Source organism: Klebsiella sp. K4, from assembly GCF_014596785.2.
GTDB classification, from domain to species: Bacteria; Pseudomonadota; Gammaproteobacteria; order Enterobacterales; family Enterobacteriaceae; genus Klebsiella; species Klebsiella pneumoniae.
The window spans coordinates 1,276,414-1,298,462 of record NZ_CP115021.1 but is presented as its reverse complement, the minus strand read 5'-3'; the positions used below and the strand labels follow the sequence as shown (position 1 = coordinate 1,298,462).

Annotated in this window: 19 protein-coding genes; 3 read left to right on the top strand and 16 right to left on the bottom strand. The window is 60.3% G+C overall.

Annotated elements, in window-relative coordinates; translation table 11 throughout:
* Positions 1-157 precede the first annotated feature (157 nt).
* Both pbpC and IB144_RS06455 read right to left on the bottom strand, forming a co-directional pair.
* The gene (gene pbpC / locus IB144_RS06460) at positions 158-2,482 is read right to left on the bottom strand and encodes a peptidoglycan glycosyltransferase PbpC (RefSeq protein ID WP_102016955.1); all 2,325 of its coding nucleotides are present in this window, start codon (positions 2,480-2,482) and stop codon (positions 158-160) included.
* The gene (locus tag IB144_RS06455; RefSeq protein WP_065888735.1) at positions 2,483-7,432 is read right to left on the bottom strand and encodes an alpha-2-macroglobulin; all 4,950 of its coding nucleotides are present in this window, start codon (positions 7,430-7,432) and stop codon (positions 2,483-2,485) included. It lies immediately after the preceding gene.
* Positions 7,433-7,637: 205 nt separating this feature from the next.
* Here IB144_RS06455 and sseA point away from each other — a divergent pair, with 205 nt between their 5' ends.
* Together sseA and IB144_RS06445 are read left to right on the top strand one after the other, a co-directional pair.
* Positions 7,638-8,495 carry a 3-mercaptopyruvate sulfurtransferase gene (sseA, locus tag IB144_RS06450; RefSeq protein ID WP_071646935.1) on the top strand — a complete coding sequence of 286 codons (858 nt, stop codon included), beginning with the start codon at positions 7,638-7,640 and terminating at the stop codon, positions 8,493-8,495.
* Positions 8,496-8,721: 226 nt separating this feature from the next.
* A complete protein-coding gene (locus tag IB144_RS06445; RefSeq protein ID WP_032434815.1) occupies positions 8,722-9,564 on the top strand; it encodes a hypothetical protein in 843 nt (280 codons plus the stop codon).
* Positions 9,565-9,634: 70 nt separating this feature from the next.
* Here the strand turns inward: IB144_RS06445 and sseB are convergent, their stop codons facing one another.
* The 11 genes from sseB to trmJ all read right to left on the bottom strand — a co-directional run bounded on the left by sseB (position 9,635) and on the right by trmJ (position 18,469).
* Positions 9,635-10,411 carry an enhanced serine sensitivity protein SseB gene (sseB, locus tag IB144_RS06440; RefSeq protein WP_002913952.1) on the bottom strand — a complete coding sequence of 259 codons (777 nt, stop codon included), beginning with the start codon at positions 10,409-10,411 and terminating at the stop codon, positions 9,635-9,637.
* A 98-nt stretch (positions 10,412-10,509) separates the two neighbouring features.
* Positions 10,510-11,796 carry an aminopeptidase PepB gene (gene pepB, locus IB144_RS06435; protein WP_004180902.1) on the bottom strand — a complete coding sequence of 429 codons (1,287 nt, stop codon included), beginning with the start codon at positions 11,794-11,796 and terminating at the stop codon, positions 10,510-10,512.
* A 70-nt stretch (positions 11,797-11,866) separates the two neighbouring features.
* Positions 11,867-12,067 (bottom strand): Fe-S cluster assembly protein IscX, encoded by a 201-nt coding sequence (gene iscX, locus IB144_RS06430; RefSeq protein ID WP_002913954.1) that lies wholly within the window; start codon positions 12,065-12,067, stop codon positions 11,867-11,869.
* Position 12,068: 1 nt separating this feature from the next.
* Positions 12,069-12,404 (bottom strand): ISC system 2Fe-2S type ferredoxin, encoded by a 336-nt coding sequence (gene fdx, locus IB144_RS06425; protein ID WP_015875087.1) that lies wholly within the window; start codon positions 12,402-12,404, stop codon positions 12,069-12,071.
* Between the two features lies 1 nt (position 12,405).
* Complete coding sequence (gene hscA, locus IB144_RS06420) at positions 12,406-14,256, bottom strand: Fe-S protein assembly chaperone HscA (RefSeq protein ID WP_004149343.1); 1,851 nt, start codon at positions 14,254-14,256, stop codon at positions 12,406-12,408.
* Positions 14,257-14,271: 15 nt separating this feature from the next.
* Positions 14,272-14,787: a co-chaperone HscB gene (gene hscB / locus IB144_RS06415; RefSeq protein ID WP_004174835.1), complete on the bottom strand. Its 516-nt coding sequence runs from the start codon at positions 14,785-14,787 to the stop codon at positions 14,272-14,274.
* Between the two features lie 74 nt (positions 14,788-14,861).
* The gene (gene iscA, locus IB144_RS06410) at positions 14,862-15,185 is read right to left on the bottom strand and encodes an iron-sulfur cluster assembly protein IscA (protein ID WP_002913979.1); all 324 of its coding nucleotides are present in this window, start codon (positions 15,183-15,185) and stop codon (positions 14,862-14,864) included.
* Between the two features lie 17 nt (positions 15,186-15,202).
* Positions 15,203-15,589: a Fe-S cluster assembly scaffold IscU gene (gene iscU / locus IB144_RS06405; protein WP_002913991.1), complete on the bottom strand. Its 387-nt coding sequence runs from the start codon at positions 15,587-15,589 to the stop codon at positions 15,203-15,205.
* A gap of 26 nt (positions 15,590-15,615) precedes the next feature.
* Entirely contained in the window at positions 15,616-16,830 is a 1,215-nt protein-coding gene (gene iscS / locus IB144_RS06400; RefSeq protein ID WP_002913992.1) for a cysteine desulfurase, read from the bottom strand.
* 178 nt (positions 16,831-17,008) lie between these two features.
* A complete protein-coding gene (gene iscR / locus IB144_RS06395; RefSeq protein WP_002913993.1) occupies positions 17,009-17,500 on the bottom strand; it encodes a Fe-S cluster assembly transcriptional regulator IscR in 492 nt (163 codons plus the stop codon).
* Between the two features lie 234 nt (positions 17,501-17,734).
* Positions 17,735-18,469 carry a tRNA (cytosine(32)/uridine(32)-2'-O)-methyltransferase TrmJ gene (trmJ, locus tag IB144_RS06390; RefSeq protein ID WP_032418497.1) on the bottom strand — a complete coding sequence of 245 codons (735 nt, stop codon included), beginning with the start codon at positions 18,467-18,469 and terminating at the stop codon, positions 17,735-17,737.
* 120 nt (positions 18,470-18,589) lie between these two features.
* Between trmJ and suhB the strand changes: the two genes are divergently transcribed.
* Positions 18,590-19,393 carry an inositol-1-monophosphatase gene (gene suhB, locus IB144_RS06385; protein WP_002913995.1) on the top strand — a complete coding sequence of 268 codons (804 nt, stop codon included), beginning with the start codon at positions 18,590-18,592 and terminating at the stop codon, positions 19,391-19,393.
* Positions 19,394-19,439: 46 nt separating this feature from the next.
* Here suhB and IB144_RS06380 read toward each other — a convergent pair whose 3' ends face one another.
* The 3 genes from IB144_RS06380 to IB144_RS06370 form a co-directional block, all read right to left on the bottom strand.
* Positions 19,440-20,276, bottom strand: a complete 837-nt coding sequence (locus IB144_RS06380) for a hypothetical protein (protein ID WP_004174831.1) — start codon at positions 20,274-20,276, stop codon at positions 19,440-19,442.
* 99 nt (positions 20,277-20,375) lie between these two features.
* Positions 20,376-21,356 carry a nickel/cobalt transporter gene (locus IB144_RS06375; RefSeq protein WP_065888734.1) on the bottom strand — a complete coding sequence of 327 codons (981 nt, stop codon included), beginning with the start codon at positions 21,354-21,356 and terminating at the stop codon, positions 20,376-20,378.
* Entirely contained in the window at positions 21,347-21,985 is a 639-nt protein-coding gene (locus tag IB144_RS06370; protein WP_004151988.1) for a DUF1007 family protein, read from the bottom strand. Before IB144_RS06370 ends, IB144_RS06375 begins: the two co-directional genes overlap by 10 nt.
* Between the last annotated feature and the right edge of the window lie 64 nt (positions 21,986-22,049).

The following is a 22,049-nucleotide window of genomic DNA, read 5'->3' as shown; positions in this document are numbered from 1 at the left end:
TACCTCTAATTAAATGTTCTGTTGTTGCACATACGATTGTATGGCCTGGCGCGCATTATAATGAGCATCCCCGCCCCTGCCTACGGATGAAGGTAACATTTTGTTAAAATAAGATGAGTATTGAAAACACAAACCGCCAACAACAAATTTACCCTGGTTATTGCAGGGTGAAGCTGGCGGCTGCCGTCTGACCCGCTTCATCCATCACCACCAACTGCCACTCGCCGGGTTTATCCAGCGTTAGCGTAGTTCTTGCGCCGGCGGCCTCTAACGGTTCGCCATTAATAAACCACCAGCGCCGCCCCTCCCCACCGCTGGTTTGTAGCGGCAACATCACCCGCGCCTCACCCGGGAGACGTTTTATCACCGCCCCATCACGGATGCCGGACAGCACCAGCGGCGCGGTATCCTGAGTCTGTAACGGCGGGCATGACTCCGATGCCGGTCCCAGGCGCGCGCGCCGCCTTTCGCTGGCCGGCAGCCAGGGATCCAGCGGCAGCGGCCAGACTTCGACCTGGCTTTCCCGAGCGCCGGGACAATCCGCCGCCACCCGTTCGCCGTGTTCATTGCGCCACACCGGGAAGCGGATCCCGCGTACGCTCTCCTGCCCCGGCAGCAGCAGAGTCGGCGGCTGGCTGGCATCCAAAAGCCAGCTGGCCAGGCGACGACGACAGTTGCTGTCGCCCGCCGGCAGATCCTGCCCGCCAGGCCAGCAGATTGTCCCCTGGCTGACCGTTGCCGGGCGCGGATCGCTCGGCAGCCCGCCGCGGCTCATCGCCGGGCGGGCCAGCAGCAGATTATTGACCTGGTTGAGCAGCGGTACGGCGCTGGCGAAGCCAAACTGGCCCACCACCGGCGTACCGTCCGGGCGCCCGGTCCAGATACCTATCAGATATCGCGCATTGAGGCCGACCGCCCACGCGTCGCGATAGCCGTAGCTGGTGCCGGTTTTCCACGCCAGCGGCACCGCCTGCGGCAGCGAGGCATCGGGAACCGGTTGCGCTTCGCCGGCCAAAATACGCCGGACGATCCATGCCGCCCCGGGCGACATCAGCGCGCGCTCGGTCAATGGGTCGCTCGGCTTCAGGCGCAGCCGCGCCGCCTTGCCATGGCGGGCGAAGGCGCTGTACGCCGCGACAATATCTTCCAGCCGCGCCCCGGCGCCGCCGAGGATTAGCGACAGATTCGGCTCTGCGCCAGCGGGCAGCGTCAGGGGCAGCCCGGCGTTGCGTAAATTAGCCGCAAAGCGTTTTGGTCCATAGACTTCGAGCACCTGCACCGCCGGCAGATTCAGCGAACGCACCAGCGCCTCGCTGGCGCTCACCGGGCCATGAAACCCGCTGTCGAAATTACCGGGGCGATAATCGCTAAAACGCCGTGGCACATCCTGTAATAGCGATGCCGGGTGAATCAGCCCCTCATCCATCGCCATCGCGTAGATAAAGGGTTTCAGCACCGACCCCGGCGAGCGTACCGCCGAGACCATATCAATATGGCCGAAGCGGCTGTCGTCGGTGATATCCGTCGAGCCCACCCAGCCGCGAACTTTCATATCCGTGTGGTCGACGACGACCATCGCCAGCGAACTGCGCGGCGGCAGGCGCGATTTCCAGTTCAGCGCCAGATCTTCCAGTTGCCGCTGCAGTCCGGCATCCAGAGTCGTCACCACCTTTTCATCACGACTGGTCGCCAGCGCGCGGCGTGAAAAAAGCGGCGCCAGCTGCGGTATCTGGCGCGGAAACAGCCATACTGGCTCCTCCATAGCTTCCTTTACCGCCTGCTCCGGCCAGACGCCCTGGCTGACCATTCGCGTAAGCACTTTATCACGCGCCGCCTGGGCCCGCTGCGGCCAGCGGTCCGGACGTAAACGACTGGGCGCCTGGGGAAGTACCGCCAGCAGCGCCGCCTCGCCGTAGCTAAGCCGGGCAGGCGGCTTACCGAGATAGGCCCAGCTGGCCGCGCCGATCCCCTGCAGGGTGCCGCCAAACGGCGCGCGGTTCAAATAGAGGGTTAGAATGTCGCTTTTTGACAGATGCCACTCCAGCTGCAGCGCTCGCCACAGCTGGCGCAGCTTGCCGCCGAAGGTGCGTGGATGGGGATCAAGCAGGCGTGCCACCTGCATGGTAAGCGTGCTGCCGCCCGAGATAACTCGCCCGGAAGTAAGATCCTGCCAGGCGGCGCGCAGCACCGCGAAGGGATTGACCCCCGGATGGCGCCAGAACCAGCGGTCTTCATAGTGGATGAGCGCCTGCAGATAGCGCGGCGACACGTCGGCGAGCGTGACCGGATAACGCCAGACGCCCTGCGCGTCGGCAAACCGCCACAGCGGCGTCCCGTCTTCCGCCACCACCACACGGGCAGGCGTGACGTCATGCAGCGGCAGCGGCCACAGGCGATCGGCCGCCAGCACCGCCAGCCACAACAGAAAAATAAACGCCGCCAGCCAGCGCCAGCGGCGTTTTACCCGAGGCAATACGCGCATTTACGGCGTCACGGTGAGCGGACCGCTGGCCGCTCCTGTCGCCCGCCACTGCGGCGCATACATCGATTCCACCTGCGGCTGCGGGACCTGATAAGTGCCCGGCGTCACCGCCCGCGCCAGATAGACCAGCGTCACCGGCTGGCCTTCATTGACAGCGACGGCAGCGACGAAACGGTCATCGCGGAACTCGATATGCTGAATATCCGCCTGCTGCATCTGGTTAAGCAGGTTTTGCACCGCGTCGCCATTCTCCTGCAGGCTGGCGCTGCTGTTGGCCAGATTCTGGTTTTCCAGCTCCAGACCGGCTGGCAACAGATCAACCACCAGCGCGTCAGGCACGTTGCGTTTGGCGGTCACCTCCAGCTTGACGAGCACCAGTTCGCCGCTGCGCAGTGAAGACAGCGATTTCTGCTGCCCCTGGGTATCGAAAATAGTGCGTTCAATCCCCAGGACGTTACCGCCCGGCTGCGGCGCGCTTTGCGGATAGCCGCTGCTGTCGAGACGCAGCCACAGCGGCTGACTGCCGGTATTACTCACCTGCAGCGCCGCCAGCCGATCGCCGTCGAGATTGCGGGTTTGCGCTTTGTCGCCGGCCAGCGGCTCCGCCTGCAGCGAGGTTTGCGCCTGCCAGCTGCCCGGCAGGTCCGCCAGCGTACGTCCGGCAAGGAACAAGGCGTTGGTTTCCTGGGTCGACAGCCAGCGCTGGCCATAGGCCTCTTCCGACAGCGTGCTCAACAGCTGATTTTGCACCTCCGGCAGCAGCTTATTCTCTTCCAGCAGCGCCAGCTTCAGGGCGTTATCGCGCAGCGGGCTACCGTAATCGCCCAGCCAACGATTCTCATCCTGGCGCGGGGTGGCAATCGCCAGCTTCAGGGCGGCGTCGCCGCGCGGCGCATCGCCCATGGTTTTCAGCGCAATGCCGAGCTGCAGCAGCGGCAAGCCGGATCGCGCCTGGTCGTGACGGCTCCAGATTTCACGCAAGGCGCCGAGCGGCGCTTTTTGCTGACGCGCCAGCACCAGCGCGGCGTATGCCTGGGCGGCAAAGCGGCTGGCCTGGGCGTCGTCGCTGTAGCGCACGGTCATCAGGCCCGGCTCCTGCAGATAGCGCAGCAGGCGCTCGTTGCCTTTATTAATGGCGTTGACCGGTACGCTATAGCCCTGCTCGCTGGCGCGCACGAGGAAGTCCATGGCGTAGGCGGTCAGCCAGTACTCTTCCGGCCCCTCTCTATCCCATAGCGCAAAGCCGCCGTTTTCCAGCTGCATCTGCAGCAGGCGTGAAATACCGACATCGATGGCCGCGCGGCGTTTTTCGTCGCTGTCCCCGCTAATGCCCAGCGCCTTTAGCTGCGCCGCGCTGGTATACAGGGACGGGAACAGGCCGCTGGCGGTCTGCTCAAGGCAGCCGTAAGGATAGGCTTTCAGCTCGCGGATATAGCGGGCGAGATTCAACGGTGGTTTACCGCTGAGCAGCAATTGGCCCTGCAGCGTTTGCGGGGCAAAGCCCTGGCTCTGCGCCGCCGGCGGCTGCCAGCTTTCACCTGGCTGCAGCACTGCGCCGCTGTTGACGGTCTGTGCCGGGTACGCCGGACGCACGCCGATTTTCCACTGTTTTTGCAGCGGGGCGAAGGTTTCGCCCGGCAGGCTCAGGCCGCTGATGGTGGCATTAACCTGACCATCGCCGAAGCCCGCCAGCGCGCTCACTGGTATAAACAGCGTGCTGCGCGCCCCCGGCGCCAGTTGCACCGGCGGCAGTTGACCCTCGGTCAAGGTCACCAGCCCGCTGGCGGTAAGATGAACCTGCAGGGTTTGCGGTTTATCGGTCAGATTGCTGAGATCCAGCGCCAGCCGTGTGGTATCGCCGCTGGCGAGGAAGCGCGGGGTGTTCAGTTCGGCGATGACCGGGGCGGCCACCACCACTTTATCTTCGCTGCTGCCGAAGTCATCCGCCGTCCACGCCTGGGCCATCACCCGCAGCTCGCCGTTAAAATCGCCAATGGGTAACGTCACCGTGCCTTCGCCCTGATCGTTCAATACCACCGGCTGCGCCTGCTGGGCGACGATCGTCACGTGGTTGACCGGCGGTTTGCCGCCGCGTTTTAACTCGTCGCCATCGCCGCCGAAGCGCAGGCTGGCCACACGTCCCTGCCCTTCGATCACCTGGCCGTAGATGTCATAGATATCTGCGCCGTAACGCTTCTGGCCAAAGAAGGCGTTCCACGGATCCGGGGTAGCGTAATCGGTGATATTCAGTACCCCGCTATCCACCGCCGAGAGCAGGACATTGACCTGTTTCGGCGCCTCGCCCTCTTTGACGCTGGCTTTCACTTTCACCGTCAGCGGCTGGTTGGGGCGCATTTTGTCCGGGGCCTCCAGCGCCAGCGTCAGGCGACGGTTTTCATCGCCCAGCGGCAGATGCAGCAGGCCCACCGCGCGTTTCGGCGTTGCCGAGCGCGATTTATCGCCGGGACGAACCACCAGCGTGCTGAGGTAGAGGTCGTGGCGATTCCAGGTTTTATCCACCGGGATCGACAGGTCCATCCCCTCCGCCGGGACGTCAATTTCCTGCCACCACAGCGGCCCTTCGCTGGATTCCACCATTGCGTAGCCTTTACCCGCCGCCGGGGCGGCAATGTGCAGCCTGATGGTGTCGCCCGGTTTATAGCTCGGTTTATCCAGCTTCATGGTGACCCGGTCAGGACGCGCCGCGCCGGCGCCTTCGCTGTTATCCTGCCAGCTGTAGCCCGCCCAGAAGCGCACGCTGCTGACCACGTCGTCCGGTCCTTTCACCTCCAGGCGATAGGATCCCCACTCCACCGGGAAGCTCACTTTGCCGATCTGGCCGGCCTGCAGGTCCAGCGACTCCTCGCCCTCCTGCAGATCTTTTTGATCGAACTGCGACTGCCAGCCTTCGCTGTCGGACCAGTTCCAGTAGTAGTCGCGCCGCTCGCGGATCAGCCGCACCTGGAGACCGGAGATCGCTTTTTTCTCGCCTTTGACGTCGGCATAGACGATATCAAACGCGGCGTTACTGTTTTCATCCACCACCGGCTGTTTGACGGTGGTATCGGTGCGGTAATCGTAAACGTCCTTCAGCGTAAATTGCGGGCGGATCCCCGGCAGCGCCTCGGCGGGCCAGATCGGCTGCTTAACCGTACGGGTCACCGGGCGACCGCCGGATTCCAGCAGGCTGGCCTGCAACACCACCTGCAGCGGCGAATGGCTATCCTGCCACTGGCTTGAGGTGGTCACTTCGCCATGGCCTTTTTCGTCCAGCGTCAGCTGGACTTCATCCAGACTACGGGAGAGGTTTTCTTCCGCAATATCGCCGAACTGGAAGCCCGGCAGCGCAGCGACGGCGTCGCGCAGCGGGCGCAGGAACAGCTTGCCCTGCAGCTGGTTGCCGCTGGCCGGCGCGCCGTAGAGATAAGCGCCGCTAACGCCAAAGGTGACGTCGGCATCCGGCGCGACTGGCGCGGCCTGCGGCGTCAGGTTCAGGGCCATGCGTTCCGGCATAAAGTCTTCAACGTGGAAATCCCATTCGCGCGGCTGATTGTCGCCGGCGCTGGCGCGAATGTGCCACATGCCGGTAGCCGCGCCGCTGTCGAGCGGATAAGTAAACTGGTACAGGCCATTCACTGGTTTGCTCATCACCGAGCGGATCACCTGGCCGTCCGGCTGAACCACCTCGAGTTTCACCGGCTGCTCCGCCAGCGGCTTGCCGTCGCTATCGCGCAACAGCGCATTAAGGATCACCGTTTCGCCGGGACGATAGAGATCGCGCGGGCCAAACATAAAGAACTGTTTGCTAAAGCCGGGCGCGCCTGCGATAGAGAATTCCGCCAGATCCAACGCCGGCAGCTTGAGGTCGAGCAGCGTGGTCTGCCCCTCTTTGCGCGCCAGCAGCAGCGCGGCTTCTTTATCGGTTTGCAGGGTGACGTGGCCCTGGCTGTCGCTTTTCGCTTCCGCCAGGGTCTGCCCTTTGGCATTGAGCAACTGCACCTCAATACCCGACTGGGCGGCGCCGTTTTCCAGACTCTGGGTAAAAACGTCCAGCCGGTTATGGTAGCGATGCGCCGAGACGCCGATATCGCTGAGGGTAAACAGCGTCGCCGCGTTGCTGTAGCTATAACGGCCCGCCGGGTTCATGACCGCCACGTAGACGCCAGGCTGCTGGAGCGGCTTGATGTCGCTCAGCGGCAGCAGCAGCTTTTCGCGAGTATTACGCGCCGGGTTGAGATCGAAGCGGCCGCTGTAGACCAGATCCGCCATCTTCAGCAGTTCATCAGATTCCCAGTTGCTTAACGAGTTACGGTATTCCCACTGACTGACAAAGGCGGAGAGCGATTCCGGCTTAATGCGGAAGAAATTAACGTCGACATTATCGACGTTCAGCGCCATCACCGGCAGCCCGGCGACCACGTTGCCCGGCAGCAGCGAGCCGCGGCTGGCAAACCCAACGCTCGGTGCGATATCGCGGGTGGTCAGGGTCTTCTCAAACGGTTTGTCGAGCGTCGCCTTGTTCAGGGCGGTCAGCGTCGGGTCGACCGAGACAATCAGCTCGCGCTTTGGCTCAAGGTGACGCAGACGCAGCTCTTTCAGATTCGGCGCCAGCTCCCAGGCACCGTCCACCTTACCGCTTTTCTTGTCGACCAGATGCACGCTGCGCGAGAAATCCTGGTCCGGCTGCAGCGGGACGGAAAACGTCAGCACCAGGGTCGCGGCGCCATCCAGTTGCACCTCCGAGGCGTCGAGGAGCGTCAGCGCTTTACCCTGGCTTTTTTCCGCCAGCGCCGCCAGCTGGGCGCGGTCCGGTTTTGCCGTCGCGCCTGGGTTGCTATCCGCGGCTGGCGCCGGGGCCGAGGCCTGCGGTGTACCGCTGTCATCACACCCGGTTAATGAAAATGCGGTAAGGAGCGCCAGTGATAGCGCCGCTAAACGAAATGGTTTCATCCTTCTAACCCCTCGGCCGATGAGCCTGATGCAATTTGTCACATTTATTATGCGTTATGGCGGCGCTTCTCAACAGTGACGAAGCGGGTTTCTGCCGATTAATCAGAAAAGTGCCGTGACGCCGTCCCCACTCTGGCGTCCTTAACTTGTCAGCGCCAGCTAAAACGCCGACAATTCAGTCATGAATAATAAAACGGAGGCACCTATGTCCACCTCGTTTTTTGTCGCTGCCGACTGGCTGGCAGAACATATTGATGACCCGGAAATTCAGATTATCGACGCCCGCATGGCGCCCGCCGGGCAGGAGGCCCTGCGGGATATGGCCGCGGAATACCGCGCCGGCCATGTGCCGAACGCGCTGTTTTTCGATATCGAGGCGCTATCCGACCACACCAGTCCGCTGCCGCATATGATGCCGCGGGCCGAAGCGTTTGCCGTCGCCATGCGCGAACTGGGCGTCTGCAGCGATAAGCATCTGGTGGTCTATGACGAAGGCAATCTGTTTTCCGCCCCGCGCGCGTGGTGGATGCTGCGCACCTTTGGCATAGAGAAGGTGTCAATTCTGGCCGGCGGGCTGGAGGGCTGGCGGCGCGACGAACTGCCGCTGGAACAAGGGATGCCGGAGGTGGCCGAAGGGGAATTCGACGTGCGGTTCGATCCTCAACAAATTAAGCGTCTGACCGACGTCCTGTTGGTCAGCCATGAAGGATCGGCGCAGATTGTCGATGCCCGTCCGGCGGCCCGGTTTAACGGCCAGGCCGACGAACCGCGCCCGGGCCTGCGCCGCGGGCATATCCCCGGCGCGCTGAACGTACCGTGGACGGATCTGGTGATTAACGGCGAACTGAAAACCGTTGACGAGCTGAACGACATCTTTTTACGTCAGGGTGTCGATTTTGAACGGCCGATCATCGCCAGCTGCGGCTCGGGGGTGACGGCGGCGGTGGTCGTGCTGGCGCTCACCACGCTTGGCGTGAACGGCGTCTGCCTGTATGACGGCTCCTGGAGCGAATGGGGCGCGCGGAGCGATCTGCCGATTGAACCGGCCCCTGCCGCTCCGTAAACACGGCGTGACCGCGGGCCTCCCGTTCCGCGGTCACTAAATAATTTCTGATTTTCTCTCCCACTTTCTTCTGCTTCTCGCTAAACCGGTTACTCTGTGCTGCCGCAGGGCTTGTACCTGTCGAGTTCGCTTTGCCTGATGAGGAGGCAGAGCACTGGTACAGAATTCCTCAGGGCTGATAGCGCATCCAGTCCATCCCAATCTGATGTCACCACAAGGAGTGAAAATGGCATTAGTCTCTAACCCACATTCGGCTTATTCACCGCGCCTTCCCTGGCTGGGAGGTATAGCTGGCCTGCTGGCAGGCGGCGCGATCCTTTATTTTTGGCCGCAATGGAACCGGACATGGCTAAGCCTGGTGCCTGCGCCAGTCTCCGTGTATACCCGCTTTCTCGGGGTCACTCTCGAAGACGTTCCGTTAGTCACCTATTGCCATCAGGCGCTGCTGGGTTTTCTGATGGTGCTGCTCGCGCCCGGTTACGGTAAGTCGACCCTTGCCGCGTGGATGATGCATAACCCAGCGTCAAGCCGACGCTGGCCCGGCGAGGTATTCCGTGCCTGGGTCACAAAATTTGGCCTGCTGGTCATGGTCTTTTGCAATCTGTTCTTTTTGTCCCGGGTCCCATCCGGAACCCTGGCGTTATATATTTTTATTCTCCAGCACGTCAGCGTTGCCGCGGCGGTGGCGTCAGGGGTGCTGCTCCTGCGTGACGCCCGGCGCCTGGCCCGCACGTTCGACGCTCAGCTGGCGGACCTGCGTCTTCTCATGATACTTACCCTCGGGTTCCAGACGATTTTGCCGGCGCAGATCGCGCTGATGAGCGCCCGGGGCGTGAATACGCCGCTGGGCTGGTACATTGTTATCGCGCAAATGGCAGGGGTGTTACTGGCGTTTATGCTGGTCGGCGGGCTGGTGGCAGCGCTACGTTCTCTGCTGGGCGAAGAGAGGTGCCGGGCCTGGCGCGGGGATATGGCGCTCTTCAACGGCATTGTCACACTGTGTGTGACGGGATTTCTCCTCTATCACATGGTGTCTGCCTATCCGCGAATCTTTGCCGCCCTGCATTAGCTTTTGCCACCCCGCTTTTGTGCCTCGAACTGGAAGCAGAAAGAAACAGCGGGGGCTGCCGCCCCCGCTGTCAGATGATGCGGTTCTGCTTAAAATCGCGCAGGAAGCTGCCCCAGCGCTTTTCATAGAACGGCGTGATATGGGCAATCATAAAGTGGCTGATGCCCTTCTCGCCTTCCACCACCTGGCAAATATCGATCGGTTCGTCGCCTGGCAAGGTATCGGTGGCCACGCTGCCGGTGGTCTGGATAATGGCTTCAATATCTCCTTCCGCTTCAATCCCGATCAATAAGTTTGCCGGCGCGTCGGCGCGCTCTTTAATCGAGCACAGAAACGCCCGCTTGACGGTCTTCAGCGTTTTGAACAACGTGGTCAGCGAATCGACCATCTGCGCCGGCGGTTCGGCGACTTCAGACAGCAGCAGCGCTTCGCCGCCTTCCAGTACCGTCTGGGTGCTCAGTGGGCTGCCCTCTTCGCCTAACAGATGGCTGATTTCCCGTGGGGTGAACTCTTTGCCGCTCGGCAGCTTCGGGTTGAGGAATAACGATTCGCCCAGCGTCATCGCCATCAGCGTGCGGGCCGGCATCATCACGAAAGCCTGTTCATCCGCCACCGCCTGCTGCAGCGCCTCCAGCGAGGTAAAGAATGGGATCACCGAGGTACCGTCGTCTTTTTCCCAATGCTGCAGATCCAGCGCGCTATCTTCGACAATCTGCTCGCCATCGGCTGCCCTGCCCGGCACCCAGACGGTGGCCTCCAGCAGCGCGCTGAAAAATGCCGGACGATGGGCAGGCTCAGTCGCCGCTTTTTCCAGCAGGGTTTCTAATTCATTTTTTGTATCTGACATAGTTTGGCTACTTCACAATGAATTGCCCGGCGGCCATTCGTCCACGCGGGCATATGGTTTTCCTGGCCGGGTAAGCGCAGCGCCACCCGGCAAGGCCATTACTCAGCTGTCAGCAGGTTAGCAATGGTACGCACGCCAAGCCCGGTGGCGCCCGCCGACCACTGCTCAACGGCAGATTTGCGGTAGGTTGCCGAACAGTCGATATGCAGCCAACCCTGATGGTAGTTTTCCACGAAGTGGGACAGGAAGCCCGCCGCGGTGCTGGCGCCGGCCGGATAGGCCGCGCTGCCGGTGTTGTTCAGGTCAGCAAAGTTGGACGGCAGCTGGTTGCGGTGGAACTCGGCCAGCGGCAGACGCCAGAAGGCTTCGTTTTCCGCCTGAGCGCTCGCCAGCAGGCGATTCGCCAGCGCATCGTCAAAGCTGAACAGCGCGTGGTAATCATTGCCCAACGCGGTTTTCGCCGCGCCGGTCAGGGTGGCGGCGTCGATGAGCAGCTCTGGCTTCTGCGCCGAGGCGTCAATCAGGCCATCCGCCAGCACCAGGCGGCCTTCCGCGTCAGTGTTCATAACTTCAACGGTTTTGCCGTTGCGATAATGAATAATATCGCCCAGTTTGAAGGCGTTACCGCTGATCAGGTTGTCGGCGCAGCACAGGAACAGCTTCACACGTTTGTTCAGACCGCGGGTAATGGCGAAAGCCAGCGCGCCGGTGATAGTCGCCGCACCGCCCATATCGGATTTCATCGAATCCATAAAGGCGCTTTGCTTGATGCTGTAGCCGCCGGAATCAAAGGTGATGCCTTTGCCCACCAGGCAGGCGTATACCGGCGCCTCTTTATCGCCGGTCGGGTTGTAGTCCAGCGCCAGCAGGACCGGCGGGCGCTCGGAGCCGCGGCCCACGGTATGCAGACCAAGATAGCCCTGCTCGCGCAGATCTTCGCCTTTGGTGATGCGATAGCTAATCTTTTCACCCGCCACGCCGCACAGCAGGTCGACAGCGCGCTGCGCCAGCTGCTCCGGACCCAGCTCTTCCGCCGGCGCATTGATGGTATCGCGTACCCAGTCGATGATCGTCAGGCGGTTATCCAGCTCGCTGCGCTGCGCGTCGTCAAGGGATGGCCATTCGACCTGACGCTGACCTTTCGGCCCTTTATAGCCGGCCCAAAAGGCCCAGGCGCGATCGGTGTTCCAGCCTTCGCCGCTCAGGGCGACGTGCTTGATGCCCATGCCGTCAATTTTGCGCGCCGCGCGCTGGATAAGCCCGAGGTCGTCTTTTCCGTTGAGATGTAGAGCGATGCCGTCGTTATTGATGCTCCAGGTCGCTTTTTCTCCCCAGCGTCCATCGGCTGGCTGAGTAGAAAGCGTAATCTTCATAGCTTCGGTCATTATCATTATCCTTCTTAGCAAACGGGCCACCCTATGGCAGCCCGTTAAAATGTTTTCGCTTAACGCGAAATTATTCGGCCTCGTCTAGCCAGACTAGCAGAATCGCCTCGAGAATTTTTTCATTGGATGCGTTTGGATCATCATCAAACTCTTCCAAATCGCAAATCCACTGATGCATGTCGGTAAAGCGAACGGTTTTCGGGTCGAGATCCGGGTAAGCGTCATACAAGGCTTCGCCGATTTCGCGACTGTCGGTCCATTTCAGTGCCATATTAGTGCTCGCGTGCGTGGTTGATGGTGTAACGCGGGATCTCAACGACCAGATCTTCGTCGGTGACGCGCGCCTGGCAGCTCAGACGGCTGTCAGGTTCCAGCCCCCAGGCTTTATCCAGCATGTCGTCTTCATCTTCGCTACTTTCCGCCAGCGAGTCAAAACCTTCACGCACGATGCAGTGGCAGGTGGTGCAGGCACAGGATTTTTCGCAGGCGTGTTCAATTTCGATACCGCTACGCAGCGCGGCATCGAGAATGGTTTCACCGGTCACAGCTTCCACAACGATGCCATCCGGACACAGGTCCTGGTGGGGCAGAAATACAATTTTTGGCATTTTAAACCTCGTCCACGGATTGGCCTTTCAGCGCGATACGGACCGACTGATCCATACGGCGAGCGGCGAATTCCTGGGTTTGTGTGTCGATATTTTTAATCGCTTCTTTAATCGCGTCAGCGTCGTCGCCTGCCGCGGCGGCGCGTACCTGCTCCGCAGCGGCATCGATGGCCTGACGCTCCGCGGCGCTTAACAGCGCGGCGTCGGCGGCCAGCGCGCTTGTCAGGCTCTCCAGTACGCGCGCGGCTTCCACTTTCTGTTCAGCCAGCATGCGCGCCTGAATATCCTGTTCGGCGTAGCTCATCGAATCTTTAATCATGGTGGCGATTTCGCCATCGGTCAGACCGTAAGACGGTTTCACCTGGATGGAGGCTTCCACGCCGGTCGATTTTTCCATCGCCGTAACGCTCAGCAGGCCATCGGCATCCACCTGGAAGGTAACGCGAATATGCGCCCCGCCCGCCGGCAGCGCCGGGATACCGCGCAGCGCAAAGCGCGCCAGCGAACGGCAATCCTGGACCAGCTCACGCTCGCCCTGCATCACGTGAATGGACATCGCCGTCTGGCCATCTTTGAAGGTGGTAAACTCCTGCGCGCGGGCCACCGGAATGGTGGTATTACGCGGGATCACTTTCTCCACCAGGCCGCCCATGGTTTCCAGGCCTAACGACAGCGGGATAACGTCGAGCAGCAGCAGTTCGCTGTCCGGCTTGTTGCCCACCAGGATATCGGCCTGGATCGCCGCGCCGATGGCGACAACTTTGTCCGGGTCAATGGAGGTCAGCGGAGTGCGACCGAAGAACTCGCCAACGCGCTCACGCACCAGCGGCACGCGGGTCGAACCGCCGACCATCACCACTTCCAGCACTTCTTGCGCTTCAACGCCAGCGTCTTTTAGCGCCCGACGGCAGGCCATCAGGGTACGTTTTACCAGCGGGGCAATCAGATCGTTAAACTGGCTGCGGGTGATATCGCCCTGCCAGCCGCCGACCTCGACGTGCGCTGCCTCGGCATCGCTCAAGGCGATTTTCGCCGCGATGGCGGCATCCAGCAGCTCACGCTGCAGACGGTTATCGCTGCGGTCGCTGAAGCCCGCCTGCTCGCGCAGGTAGTCAGCCAGCAGGTGATCGAAATCATCGCCGCCGAGAGCCGAGTCGCCGCCGGTGGCCAGCACTTCAAACACCCCGCGGCTTAAACGCAGAATGGAGATATCAAAGGTGCCGCCGCCGAGATCGTAGACCGCAATCACCCCTTCCTGGCCGGAGTCGAGGCCGTAGGCAATAGCCGCCGCGGTCGGCTCATTGAGCAGGCGCAGCACGTGCAGGCCCGCCAGACGCGCCGCGTCTTTGGTTCCCTGGCGCTGAGCGTCATCGAAGTAAGCGGGAACGGTAATGACCACGCCGTCGAGTTCGCCGGCCAGCGCTTCGGTCGCCCGGGCGGCCAGCGCTTTGAGGATATCGGCGGAGACGCGAATCGGGTTCAGCAGGCCGCCGGCCGTCTGGATCATCGGCAGGCCGTTTTCACTGGCCTGCAGCTGATACGGCAGATGCGGGTAACGGTTTTGAATATCGGCGAGGGAGCGCCCCATCATCCGCTTCACGGAGCTGATGGTATTGGCAGGATCCTGAGCGGCGTTAAGCCGGGCGTCATAGCCGACGGTCAGCCCCGAAGCGTGGTAGTTCACCACCGACGGCAGCAGATAGCGGCCTTGATGATCGGGCAGAGTCTCGGCCTGGCCGCTACGCACGGTAGCCACCAGAGAATTGGTGGTGCCCAGGTCGATACCGGCCGCCAGACGACGCTGGTGCGGCGCGGCGCTCAGGCCGGGCTCACTAATTTGTAATAAGGCCATAATTGCTTCCGAAAATTAAAAATCGAGCAGTTTTTCTTCGAGTTCTTCAGCACTGCTGCGCAGTTTATCGAGGAAACGGAGCTTACGAACCGTGTCCGCCGCCGCCTCCCAGCTCTCATTATGCAATTGGTCAACCATCAGCTGCTGACGGGTATCAAACAGCGCTTTCACCCGTTTGATAAAACCTTCCAGCCGCGCGTCGTCTTTCGCCTGGCCGATCTCATCCAGCTCTTCGCGCAATTCCAGCTGTTCCATCAGGAACGCGGTATCGCGAACGGTATGCTGCTCGCTGGCCAGATCGAAGCCATGCAGCGAAAGGAGATATTCTGCGCGAGTCAGCGGATGGCGCAGCGTCTGCCAGGCCTGGTTTATAGTGGCGGAATGCTGAACCGCCGCAAGCTGTTCCGCCGCAGGCGCGCTGGCAAATTTATCCGGATGGTACTGGCGCTGCAGATCCTGATACCGGACAGCCAGTTGTTCAAGCGAGAGGGTATAGCTGGCTGGTAACCCGAAGAGGGTGAAATAGTCCATAGTAACCTCAGGGTCATGCATCTAAATTAAAACCCCACGCGCGGCGTGACCGCGGTGGGGTTGAGGAGTACCGATTATACGTTAAAGCTTTCGCCGCAGCCGCACTCATCTTTGACGTTAGGGTTAGTGAATTTGAACCCTTCGTTGAGGCCTTCTTTGACGAAGTCCAGCTGAGTGCCGTCGAGGAATTGCAGACTTTTGCCGTCGATCACGACCTTCACGCCTTTGTCTTCAAACACGGTGTCTTCAGCCGCCGGCTCGTCAACAAACTCCAGTACATAGGCCATACCCGAGCAGCCGGAGGTTCTTACGCCCAGGCGCAGGCCAAACCCTTTACCGCGGTTCGCCAGGAAGGCATTGACTCGCGCTGCTGCACTGTCGCTAAGAGTAATCGACATAACAAAACCTCAACTAATTATTTTGCTTCACGTTTGCTTTTGTAATCCGCAATCGCGGCTTTAATCGCGTCTTCCGCCAGGATCGAGCAGTGGATTTTCACCGGCGGCAGTTCCAGTTCATCGGCGATATCGGTGTTCTTGATCGCCTGCGCTTCGTCCAGCGATTTGCCCTTCACCCACTCGGTAACCAGGGAGCTGGAAGCGATAGCGGAACCGCAGCCGTAGGTCTTGAAGCGCGCGTCTTCAATGATACCTTCATTGTTGACTTTAATCTGCAGCTTCATCACGTCGCCGCAGGCCGGCGCGCCGACCATGCCGCTGCCGACGTTCTCGTCGCTGTTGTCAAAAGAGCCGACGTTGCGCGGATTCTCGTAATGATCGATAACTTTTTCGCTGTAAGCCATGATGAATTCTCCTTATTGGTGCCGAATTAGTGATGTGACCATTCAATGCTGTTCAGATCCACGCCCTGTTTGAACATTTCCCACAGCGGAGAAAGCTCGCGCAGACGGCCAATGGATTTGCGAATCAGATCGATGGCATAGTCAATCTCTTCTTCGGTAGTGAAACGACCTAAAGAGAAACGAATAGAACTGTGCGCCAGTTCATCAGTCATGCCTAACGCGCGCAGCACGTAGGATGGCTCAAGGCTCGCGGAAGTACAGGCTGAACCGGAGGAAACCGCCAGGTCTTTCAGCGCCATAATCAGCGACTCGCCTTCAACATAGTTGAAGCTGACGTTAAGAATGTTCGGCGCGCCCTGCTCGAGGTCGCCGTTGAGGTACACTTCTTCCATATCCTTCACGCCGTTCCACAGACGGTTGCGCAGCGTGCGCAGACGCGCCATCTCGCTTTCCATCTCTTCTTTGGCGATACGGTAAGCTTCACCCATGCCGACGATCTGGTGAACAGGCAGAGTACCGGAACGCATACCGCGCTCGTGGCCGCCGCCGTGGATTTGCGCTTCGATACGAATACGCGGCTTACGGCGCACGTACAGCGCGCCGATGCCTTTCGGACCGTAGATTTTGTGACCGGAGAAGGACATCAGGTCAACTTTCAGCTGGCTCAGATCGATAGGCAGCTTGCCCACGCTCTGGGTGGCGTCTACGTGGTAAATGATACCGCGGGCGCGACACATCTCGCCGATGGTAGCGATATCCTGCACCACGCCGATTTCGTTATTCACATGCATGATGGAAACCAGGATGGTGTCGTCACGCATCGCTGCTTCCAGCTCTTTCAGATCGATAATCCCGTTGCTCTGCGGCGCCAGGTAGGTCACTTCGAAGCCTTCGCGCTCCAGCTGACGGCAGGTATCCAGAACCGCTTTATGCTCGGTTTTGCTGGTGATGATGTGCTTGCCTTTTTTCTGATAAAAGTTGGCTGCACCCTTGATCGCCAGGTTGTCGGATTCAGTCGCACCAGAGGTAAAGACGATTTCGCGCGGGTCGGCGCCGACCAGCTCGGCAATCTGATTGCGGGCGATATCAACCGCCTCTTCAGCCTGCCAGCCAAAACGGTGGGAACGGGAGGCCGGGTTACCAAAGGTCCCGTCCATGGTCAGGAACTGCATCATTTTCTCGGCAACACGCGGGTCCACCGGCGTGGTTGCGGAGTAATCGAGGTAAATCGGTAATTTCATTGCTCTTAAACTCCGTACATCACTCAATGCAAGGAATCAGGCAACCGGCTTGATGTACGACCGAGTACACGGAATGTCGGAGCATCCCGGCCTGATTCTGAAAGCTCTTTATAATCGTTGTCCCGCCGTTTCGCGCCGCCTTGCCCTGTCAGCCGCAGCCCGAAACGGGACGGGTCACTCAGGCGCGCAGTTTAACGTCAATCGCGTCCTGGGTGCGCGCATTGCGCTGGGTTTCGTGCTGATGCTGACGACCGGAAACATCGAGGATCTCCTGGTTATTCACCAGTTCCCCGAGGGTGATATTGTTCAGGAAGCCGGTCAGGCGCTCGCTCAGGTCGCGCCACAGCGCGTGAGTCAGGCATTTATCGCCGCCCTGACAGCCGCCCTTGCCCTGGCAACGGGTGGCGTCAACGGATTCGTCCACGGCGCTAATGACTTCGCCGACGGCGATACTGCCGGCATCTTTACCTAACAGATAACCACCACCTGGGCCGCGAACGCTGGAAACCAGGCCATTTTTACGCAGGCGAGAGAACAGCTGTTCCAGATAGGAAAGCGAAATTCCCTGACGCTCTGAAATATCTGCCAACGGCACCGGGCCCGTTTCAGAGTTGAGCGCAACGTCAAGCATCGCGGTCACGGCATAACGCCCTTTAGATGTCAGTCTCATGTCTTACTTAACCTCAAACTCGCCCCTGGCCGGGCTTTTTATTAATATGGGTATTGCATAGCAGGGCCAAGTCTGACATTCCCGAGTAATTTGGTCAACTATTTACTTGACTGTTTTAGTCAGGTATTTGGCTTTCCGTGCCGTTTTACTTCCGCATAGCCTGATACCTTCATCCCGCCAGGCGAGCCCGATTCGTAGCCCGGATAAGCGAAGCGCCATCCGGCGTTAACGCGGTTACTTACCTTTATTCTGCTGCTCAATAGACGCCAGCATGCCGCGCAGGATGTTCAACTCCTGGCTTTCCGGACGCGCGCGGGTGAACAGACGACGCAGCTTGTTCATCACCTGCCCCGGATGATTCGGGCGGATAAAGCCCGTCGCCAGCAGCGTCTGCTCAAGATGGTCGTAGAATCGCTCCAGATCGTCCACCAGCGGGTACGGCGCCTCTTCATGCTCAACCGCCGGCTGCGCTTGCTCCTGCGCCGTCAGCCAGGCCATCCGCACTTCATAGGCGATAACCTGCACCGCCATCGCCAGGTTCAGCGAGCTGTACTCCGGGTTGGCGGCGATCGCCACGTGATAGTGGCACTTCTGCAGTTCATCGTTGGTCAGACCAACGCGCTCGCGGCCAAAGACCAGCGCCACCGGCGCATGCTGACCTTCGGCGACGCTTTTCAGACCGCATTCGCGCGGGTCGAGCATCGGCCACGGCAGCGTGCGGGAGCGCGCGCTGGTGCCAACCACCAGGCTACAGCCTGCCAGCGCTTCATCAAGGGTATCGACAATCTGCGCGTTGCCGATCACGTCGCTGGCGCCCGCGGCCAGGGCTATCGCCTGCGAATCGGGTTTGACCAGCGGATTGACCAGCCACAGGTTAGTTAAGCCCATGGTTTTCATCGCGCGGGCTACGGAGCCCATGTTGCCGGTATGGGAGGTTTCTACCAGTACGATTCGAATATTTTGCAGCATTATGGTTCTTCGGCTAAAGATTATTCGTGCATGCTACCATAAAACGGAGACATAAGCAGATTTGGCTGCTATTATATGCGCCGTTTTTTCCCGTTCTTTAACATCCAGTGAGAGAGACCGATGCATCCGATGCTGAACATCGCCGTGCGCGCCGCGCGCAAGGCGGGTAATTTAATTGCCAAACACTACGAAACGCCAGACACCGTAGAAACCAGCCAGAAAGGCAGCAATGATTTTGTGACCAACGTCGATAAAGCCGCCGAAGCGATTATTATCGAAACCATTCGCAAATCTTACCCGCAGCACACCATTATCACCGAAGAAAGCGGTGAACACGCTGGCGAAGAGCAGGATGTTCAATGGGTTATCGATCCACTGGATGGCACCACCAACTTCGTTAAACGTCTGCCGCACTTCTCTGTTTCCATCGCCGTACGCATCAAAGGGCGTACTGAAGTCGCGGTGGTCTACGATCCGATGCGTAACGAACTGTTTACCGCGACCCGCGGCCAGGGCGCGCAGCTGAACGGCTACCGTCTGCGCGGCAGCAACGCTCGCGACCTCGACGGCACCATTATCGCGACCGGCTTCCCGTTCAAAGCGAAGCAGCACGCCACCACCTACATGAATATTCTCGGCAACATGTTTACCGAATGTGCCGACTTCCGTCGCACCGGCTCTGCCGCGCTGGATCTGGCCTATGTGGCCGCCGGCCGCGTTGACGGTTACTTTGAGATCGCCCTGAAACCATGGGATTTCGCCGCAGGCGAGCTGATCGCCCGTGAAGCTGGCGCGATTGTCTGCGACTTCACCGGCGGTCATAACTATATGCTGACGGGCAACATCGTTGCCGGTAACCCGCGCGTGGTGAAAGCGATGCTGGCGAACATGCGCGAGCAGCTGAGCGACGCGCTGAAGCGTTAATCTCTTACTGATGTCAAAAAGGAAGCCGCGGCTTCCTTTTTTTATGTCATTTTATCATGTTGAGGATCTGGCGAATCACCGCATTGCCGCCAATACAGAGCACCGTCAGGCCGCTAAATAAGGCCAGCGGTCCGCGCCAGCGCAGACAGCCCTGCGTCCCCAGCCAGCGCCGGAAACACAGCGCTATCCCTACCGTCGCCAGGCGGGCTAACAGCACGCCGACCATCGCCGGAACCAGCAGCAGCCATCCCCACAGCGGCAGCTCATACTGCTGCGCACTGAGTAAAATCCATACCAGCTGAAACGGCAGATAAAAGCTCAGGGCAAAGATCAGCGGAATGCGAATATTGCCTGCCGGTGCGGCAACGCCCTGAAAGTCGCGCCAGCCGTCGCGCAGCAGTATTCCAGCCAGCACCAGCGTGGCCAGATAGCATACGTCGTTAAAGATGCCCACGATCTGCATTAGCCTGTCGCTGCTTAGCTTACCCATAAACGCGAAACGCCAGAAAATGATCACCAGAAAACCGAACTGCAACACCCAGCTGCGCAGGATCCAGTCGACCATCTCCCGCGGCGAGGGCTGGTTATGCACAGCCCAGGCAACAATGGGCAGTTTACTGTGACCGGGATGACAAAAGGCCAGCACGAAGCCCGACAGCGTTAGGGTGGCGTAGGCCACCAGCGGAATATCCGCGACACTCGCCACCCCGAATCGCATAACATACGGCATGGCGTGGTAGACACGCACCAGATCTGACGGCCACCAGCTGGCCAGGGCTGGAAACCAGAATACGATCGCCAGGCCCGCCAGCAGCCCGGCGGCGCCGGCGCAGCCATAATAGAACCGCCCGCTCTGCGCGGGAGAAACGATATTTGCGGCCATAGCGACTCCTTGTCATCCGCCGAAAAGCGGAAAACTAGAGCATCGCTTCGCCAGCGGCAAGCGCTGGCGCCCACTTTAGGATTTGCGCCCGGCGTCTGTCTAAAACGGACGGATCCCACCGCCGGCAGGGACGGCGCTGAGCCACATCACCCCTGCCGCCGCCAGCAATATGACGCCGCCGGCCAGCGCCAGCGTCGCCCAACCAACCTGCTTCCATAACGCTGGCGCCTGATGGCGACTGAGGCGGATCGCCAGTTGGCGGAACCCATGCACCAACAGCGCCAGCGCCGTGATAGTCAACGAGGTTCCCGCCGCCATCGCCAGCGCCGCCGCCATCCCCCAGCCAAAAACGCCGATTACCTTGCTGAACAGCAGAACCATGATCGCCCCCGAGCAGGGACGCATACCCATCGACAGGACGATCGCGGCGCGAGCCCGCCAGTCGTCGCCAGCCTGCAGCTGCTCCGGGGCCGGGAGATGCTGATGCCCGCAGCCGCAGTGTTCGTTATGAACATGATGCGGGGTAAAAGCGGTAAACGTTGGCCGGCGCAGCAGCAGACGCAGCTTTTTTAACGCCCGCCAGCACAGCAGCAGCCCTAACGCGCCCACCAGCAAATAGCTCCCCTTCTCCAGCCAGAAACTGCTGAGGTGCAGCTGGCGCGCCGGCAGCTGCAGCAGCGCCAGCACCACGACCACCAGCGCGATGGCCACCAGCCCCTGCAGTAAAGAAGCGGCCAGCGTCAGGCCAATGCTTGATTTCAGCTTCGCGGGATGGGTGGCAAGCCAGGTCGTAATGACAATTTTACCGTGTCCGGGCCCTAAGGCATGGAGCACCCCGTAAACGAAGCTAAACCCCAGCAGCGACAGCCCTGCCGCCGCCGGGTTCTCCGCCACCGCCTGCAGCAGGCGGCTGAGTTCCAGGTTTAGCGAACGCTGCCAGACTGCGCTCTGCATCAGCACCTGCGGCCACGCCCGCCACAGCCAAATGCCGCCGATGATGCTCACCGCCAGCAACAGCGCCAGCGGCCACAGCGCTTTCCAGCGCGAAGATCGCGCGCGCGGAGTAAAAATTACTGACATGTCAGGGTCACCTTCTGGGCAAAATAGCTGCCCAGCGCCATATCCTCCGGCGGCGCATCCGCTTTATCCAGCGACTGGGCGTATGAGAGCATTTTGTCGTTCGGTTTTGGCGTCATCACCGTTGCCTTACAGGCGGCCCGCAGCCCTGCGGGCAGGGAAAAATCGCTATCCTTGTCATAAAACATATCGACGTAGTAGGTCGGGTCGAAGGTGGAAAAGGTAAACGTCTGCCCGGCAATGGGTTGCGGCGTCGCCAGCGGCAGAGTAAAGGTGAGTACCGCCTGCAGTCCGTCACGTTCGAGGCCGTAACCGTCGGGACGATTGTCAAATTTAACCCGCTGACCGTTATGCCACAGCTCGCTGAAATAGTGCTGACCGAGCACGTTGGCCATCACCTCCGCCGCCAGCTTTTTCCAGACTTCGCTGCCCGGTTTGGCGTTTCCGGCATCATAGAGCAGATCCGATGAGGTAATTTCATCCATCGTCCAGCGCATTTTAAAGGCGCTCAGCAGACCATCCTTGACCACCGGCTCGCTTTGCAGGCTGATGAAGCTATGCGGATGCGCAGCGGCCGACCATGATAAAACCATGAAAAACGCCGCGCTTGTGCATTGTTTCACTCTGTTCATCTGTTCCTCACGTGAAAAATTCTGTGAACTTCGCCAGCAATCCTGAGTAAAAGCGGACGCTCTT

What these genes read in the sequence shown, in the direction of transcription:
- pbpC (WP_102016955.1), bottom strand. Translation starts at nt 2,482, where the DNA reads ATGCGCGTATTGCCTCGGGTAAAACGCCGCTGGCGCTGGCTGGCGGCG.
- IB144_RS06455 (WP_065888735.1), bottom strand. Translation starts at nt 7,432, where the DNA reads ATGAAACCATTTCGTTTAGCGGCGCTATCACTGGCGCTCCTTACCGCA.
- sseA (WP_071646935.1), top strand. Translation starts at nt 7,638, where the DNA reads ATGTCCACCTCGTTTTTTGTCGCTGCCGACTGGCTGGCAGAACATATT.
- IB144_RS06445 (WP_032434815.1), top strand. Translation starts at nt 8,722, where the DNA reads ATGGCATTAGTCTCTAACCCACATTCGGCTTATTCACCGCGCCTTCCC.
- sseB (WP_002913952.1), bottom strand. Translation starts at nt 10,411, where the DNA reads ATGTCAGATACAAAAAATGAATTAGAAACCCTGCTGGAAAAAGCGGCG.
- pepB (WP_004180902.1), bottom strand. Translation starts at nt 11,796, where the DNA reads ATGACCGAAGCTATGAAGATTACGCTTTCTACTCAGCCAGCCGATGGA.
- iscX (WP_002913954.1), bottom strand. Translation starts at nt 12,067, where the DNA reads ATGGCACTGAAATGGACCGACAGTCGCGAAATCGGCGAAGCCTTGTAT.
- fdx (WP_015875087.1), bottom strand. Translation starts at nt 12,404, where the DNA reads ATGCCAAAAATTGTATTTCTGCCCCACCAGGACCTGTGTCCGGATGGC.
- hscA (WP_004149343.1), bottom strand. Translation starts at nt 14,256, where the DNA reads ATGGCCTTATTACAAATTAGTGAGCCCGGCCTGAGCGCCGCGCCGCAC.
- hscB (WP_004174835.1), bottom strand. Translation starts at nt 14,787, where the DNA reads ATGGACTATTTCACCCTCTTCGGGTTACCAGCCAGCTATACCCTCTCG.
- iscA (WP_002913979.1), bottom strand. Translation starts at nt 15,185, where the DNA reads ATGTCGATTACTCTTAGCGACAGTGCAGCAGCGCGAGTCAATGCCTTC.
- iscU (WP_002913991.1), bottom strand. Translation starts at nt 15,589, where the DNA reads ATGGCTTACAGCGAAAAAGTTATCGATCATTACGAGAATCCGCGCAAC.
- iscS (WP_002913992.1), bottom strand. Translation starts at nt 16,830, where the DNA reads ATGAAATTACCGATTTACCTCGATTACTCCGCAACCACGCCGGTGGAC.
- iscR (WP_002913993.1), bottom strand. Translation starts at nt 17,500, where the DNA reads ATGAGACTGACATCTAAAGGGCGTTATGCCGTGACCGCGATGCTTGAC.
- trmJ (WP_032418497.1), bottom strand. Translation starts at nt 18,469, where the DNA reads ATGCTGCAAAATATTCGAATCGTACTGGTAGAAACCTCCCATACCGGC.
- suhB (WP_002913995.1), top strand. Translation starts at nt 18,590, where the DNA reads ATGCATCCGATGCTGAACATCGCCGTGCGCGCCGCGCGCAAGGCGGGT.
- IB144_RS06380 (WP_004174831.1), bottom strand. Translation starts at nt 20,276, where the DNA reads ATGGCCGCAAATATCGTTTCTCCCGCGCAGAGCGGGCGGTTCTATTAT.
- IB144_RS06375 (WP_065888734.1), bottom strand. Translation starts at nt 21,356, where the DNA reads ATGTCAGTAATTTTTACTCCGCGCGCGCGATCTTCGCGCTGGAAAGCG.
- IB144_RS06370 (WP_004151988.1), bottom strand. Translation starts at nt 21,985, where the DNA reads ATGAACAGAGTGAAACAATGCACAAGCGCGGCGTTTTTCATGGTTTTA.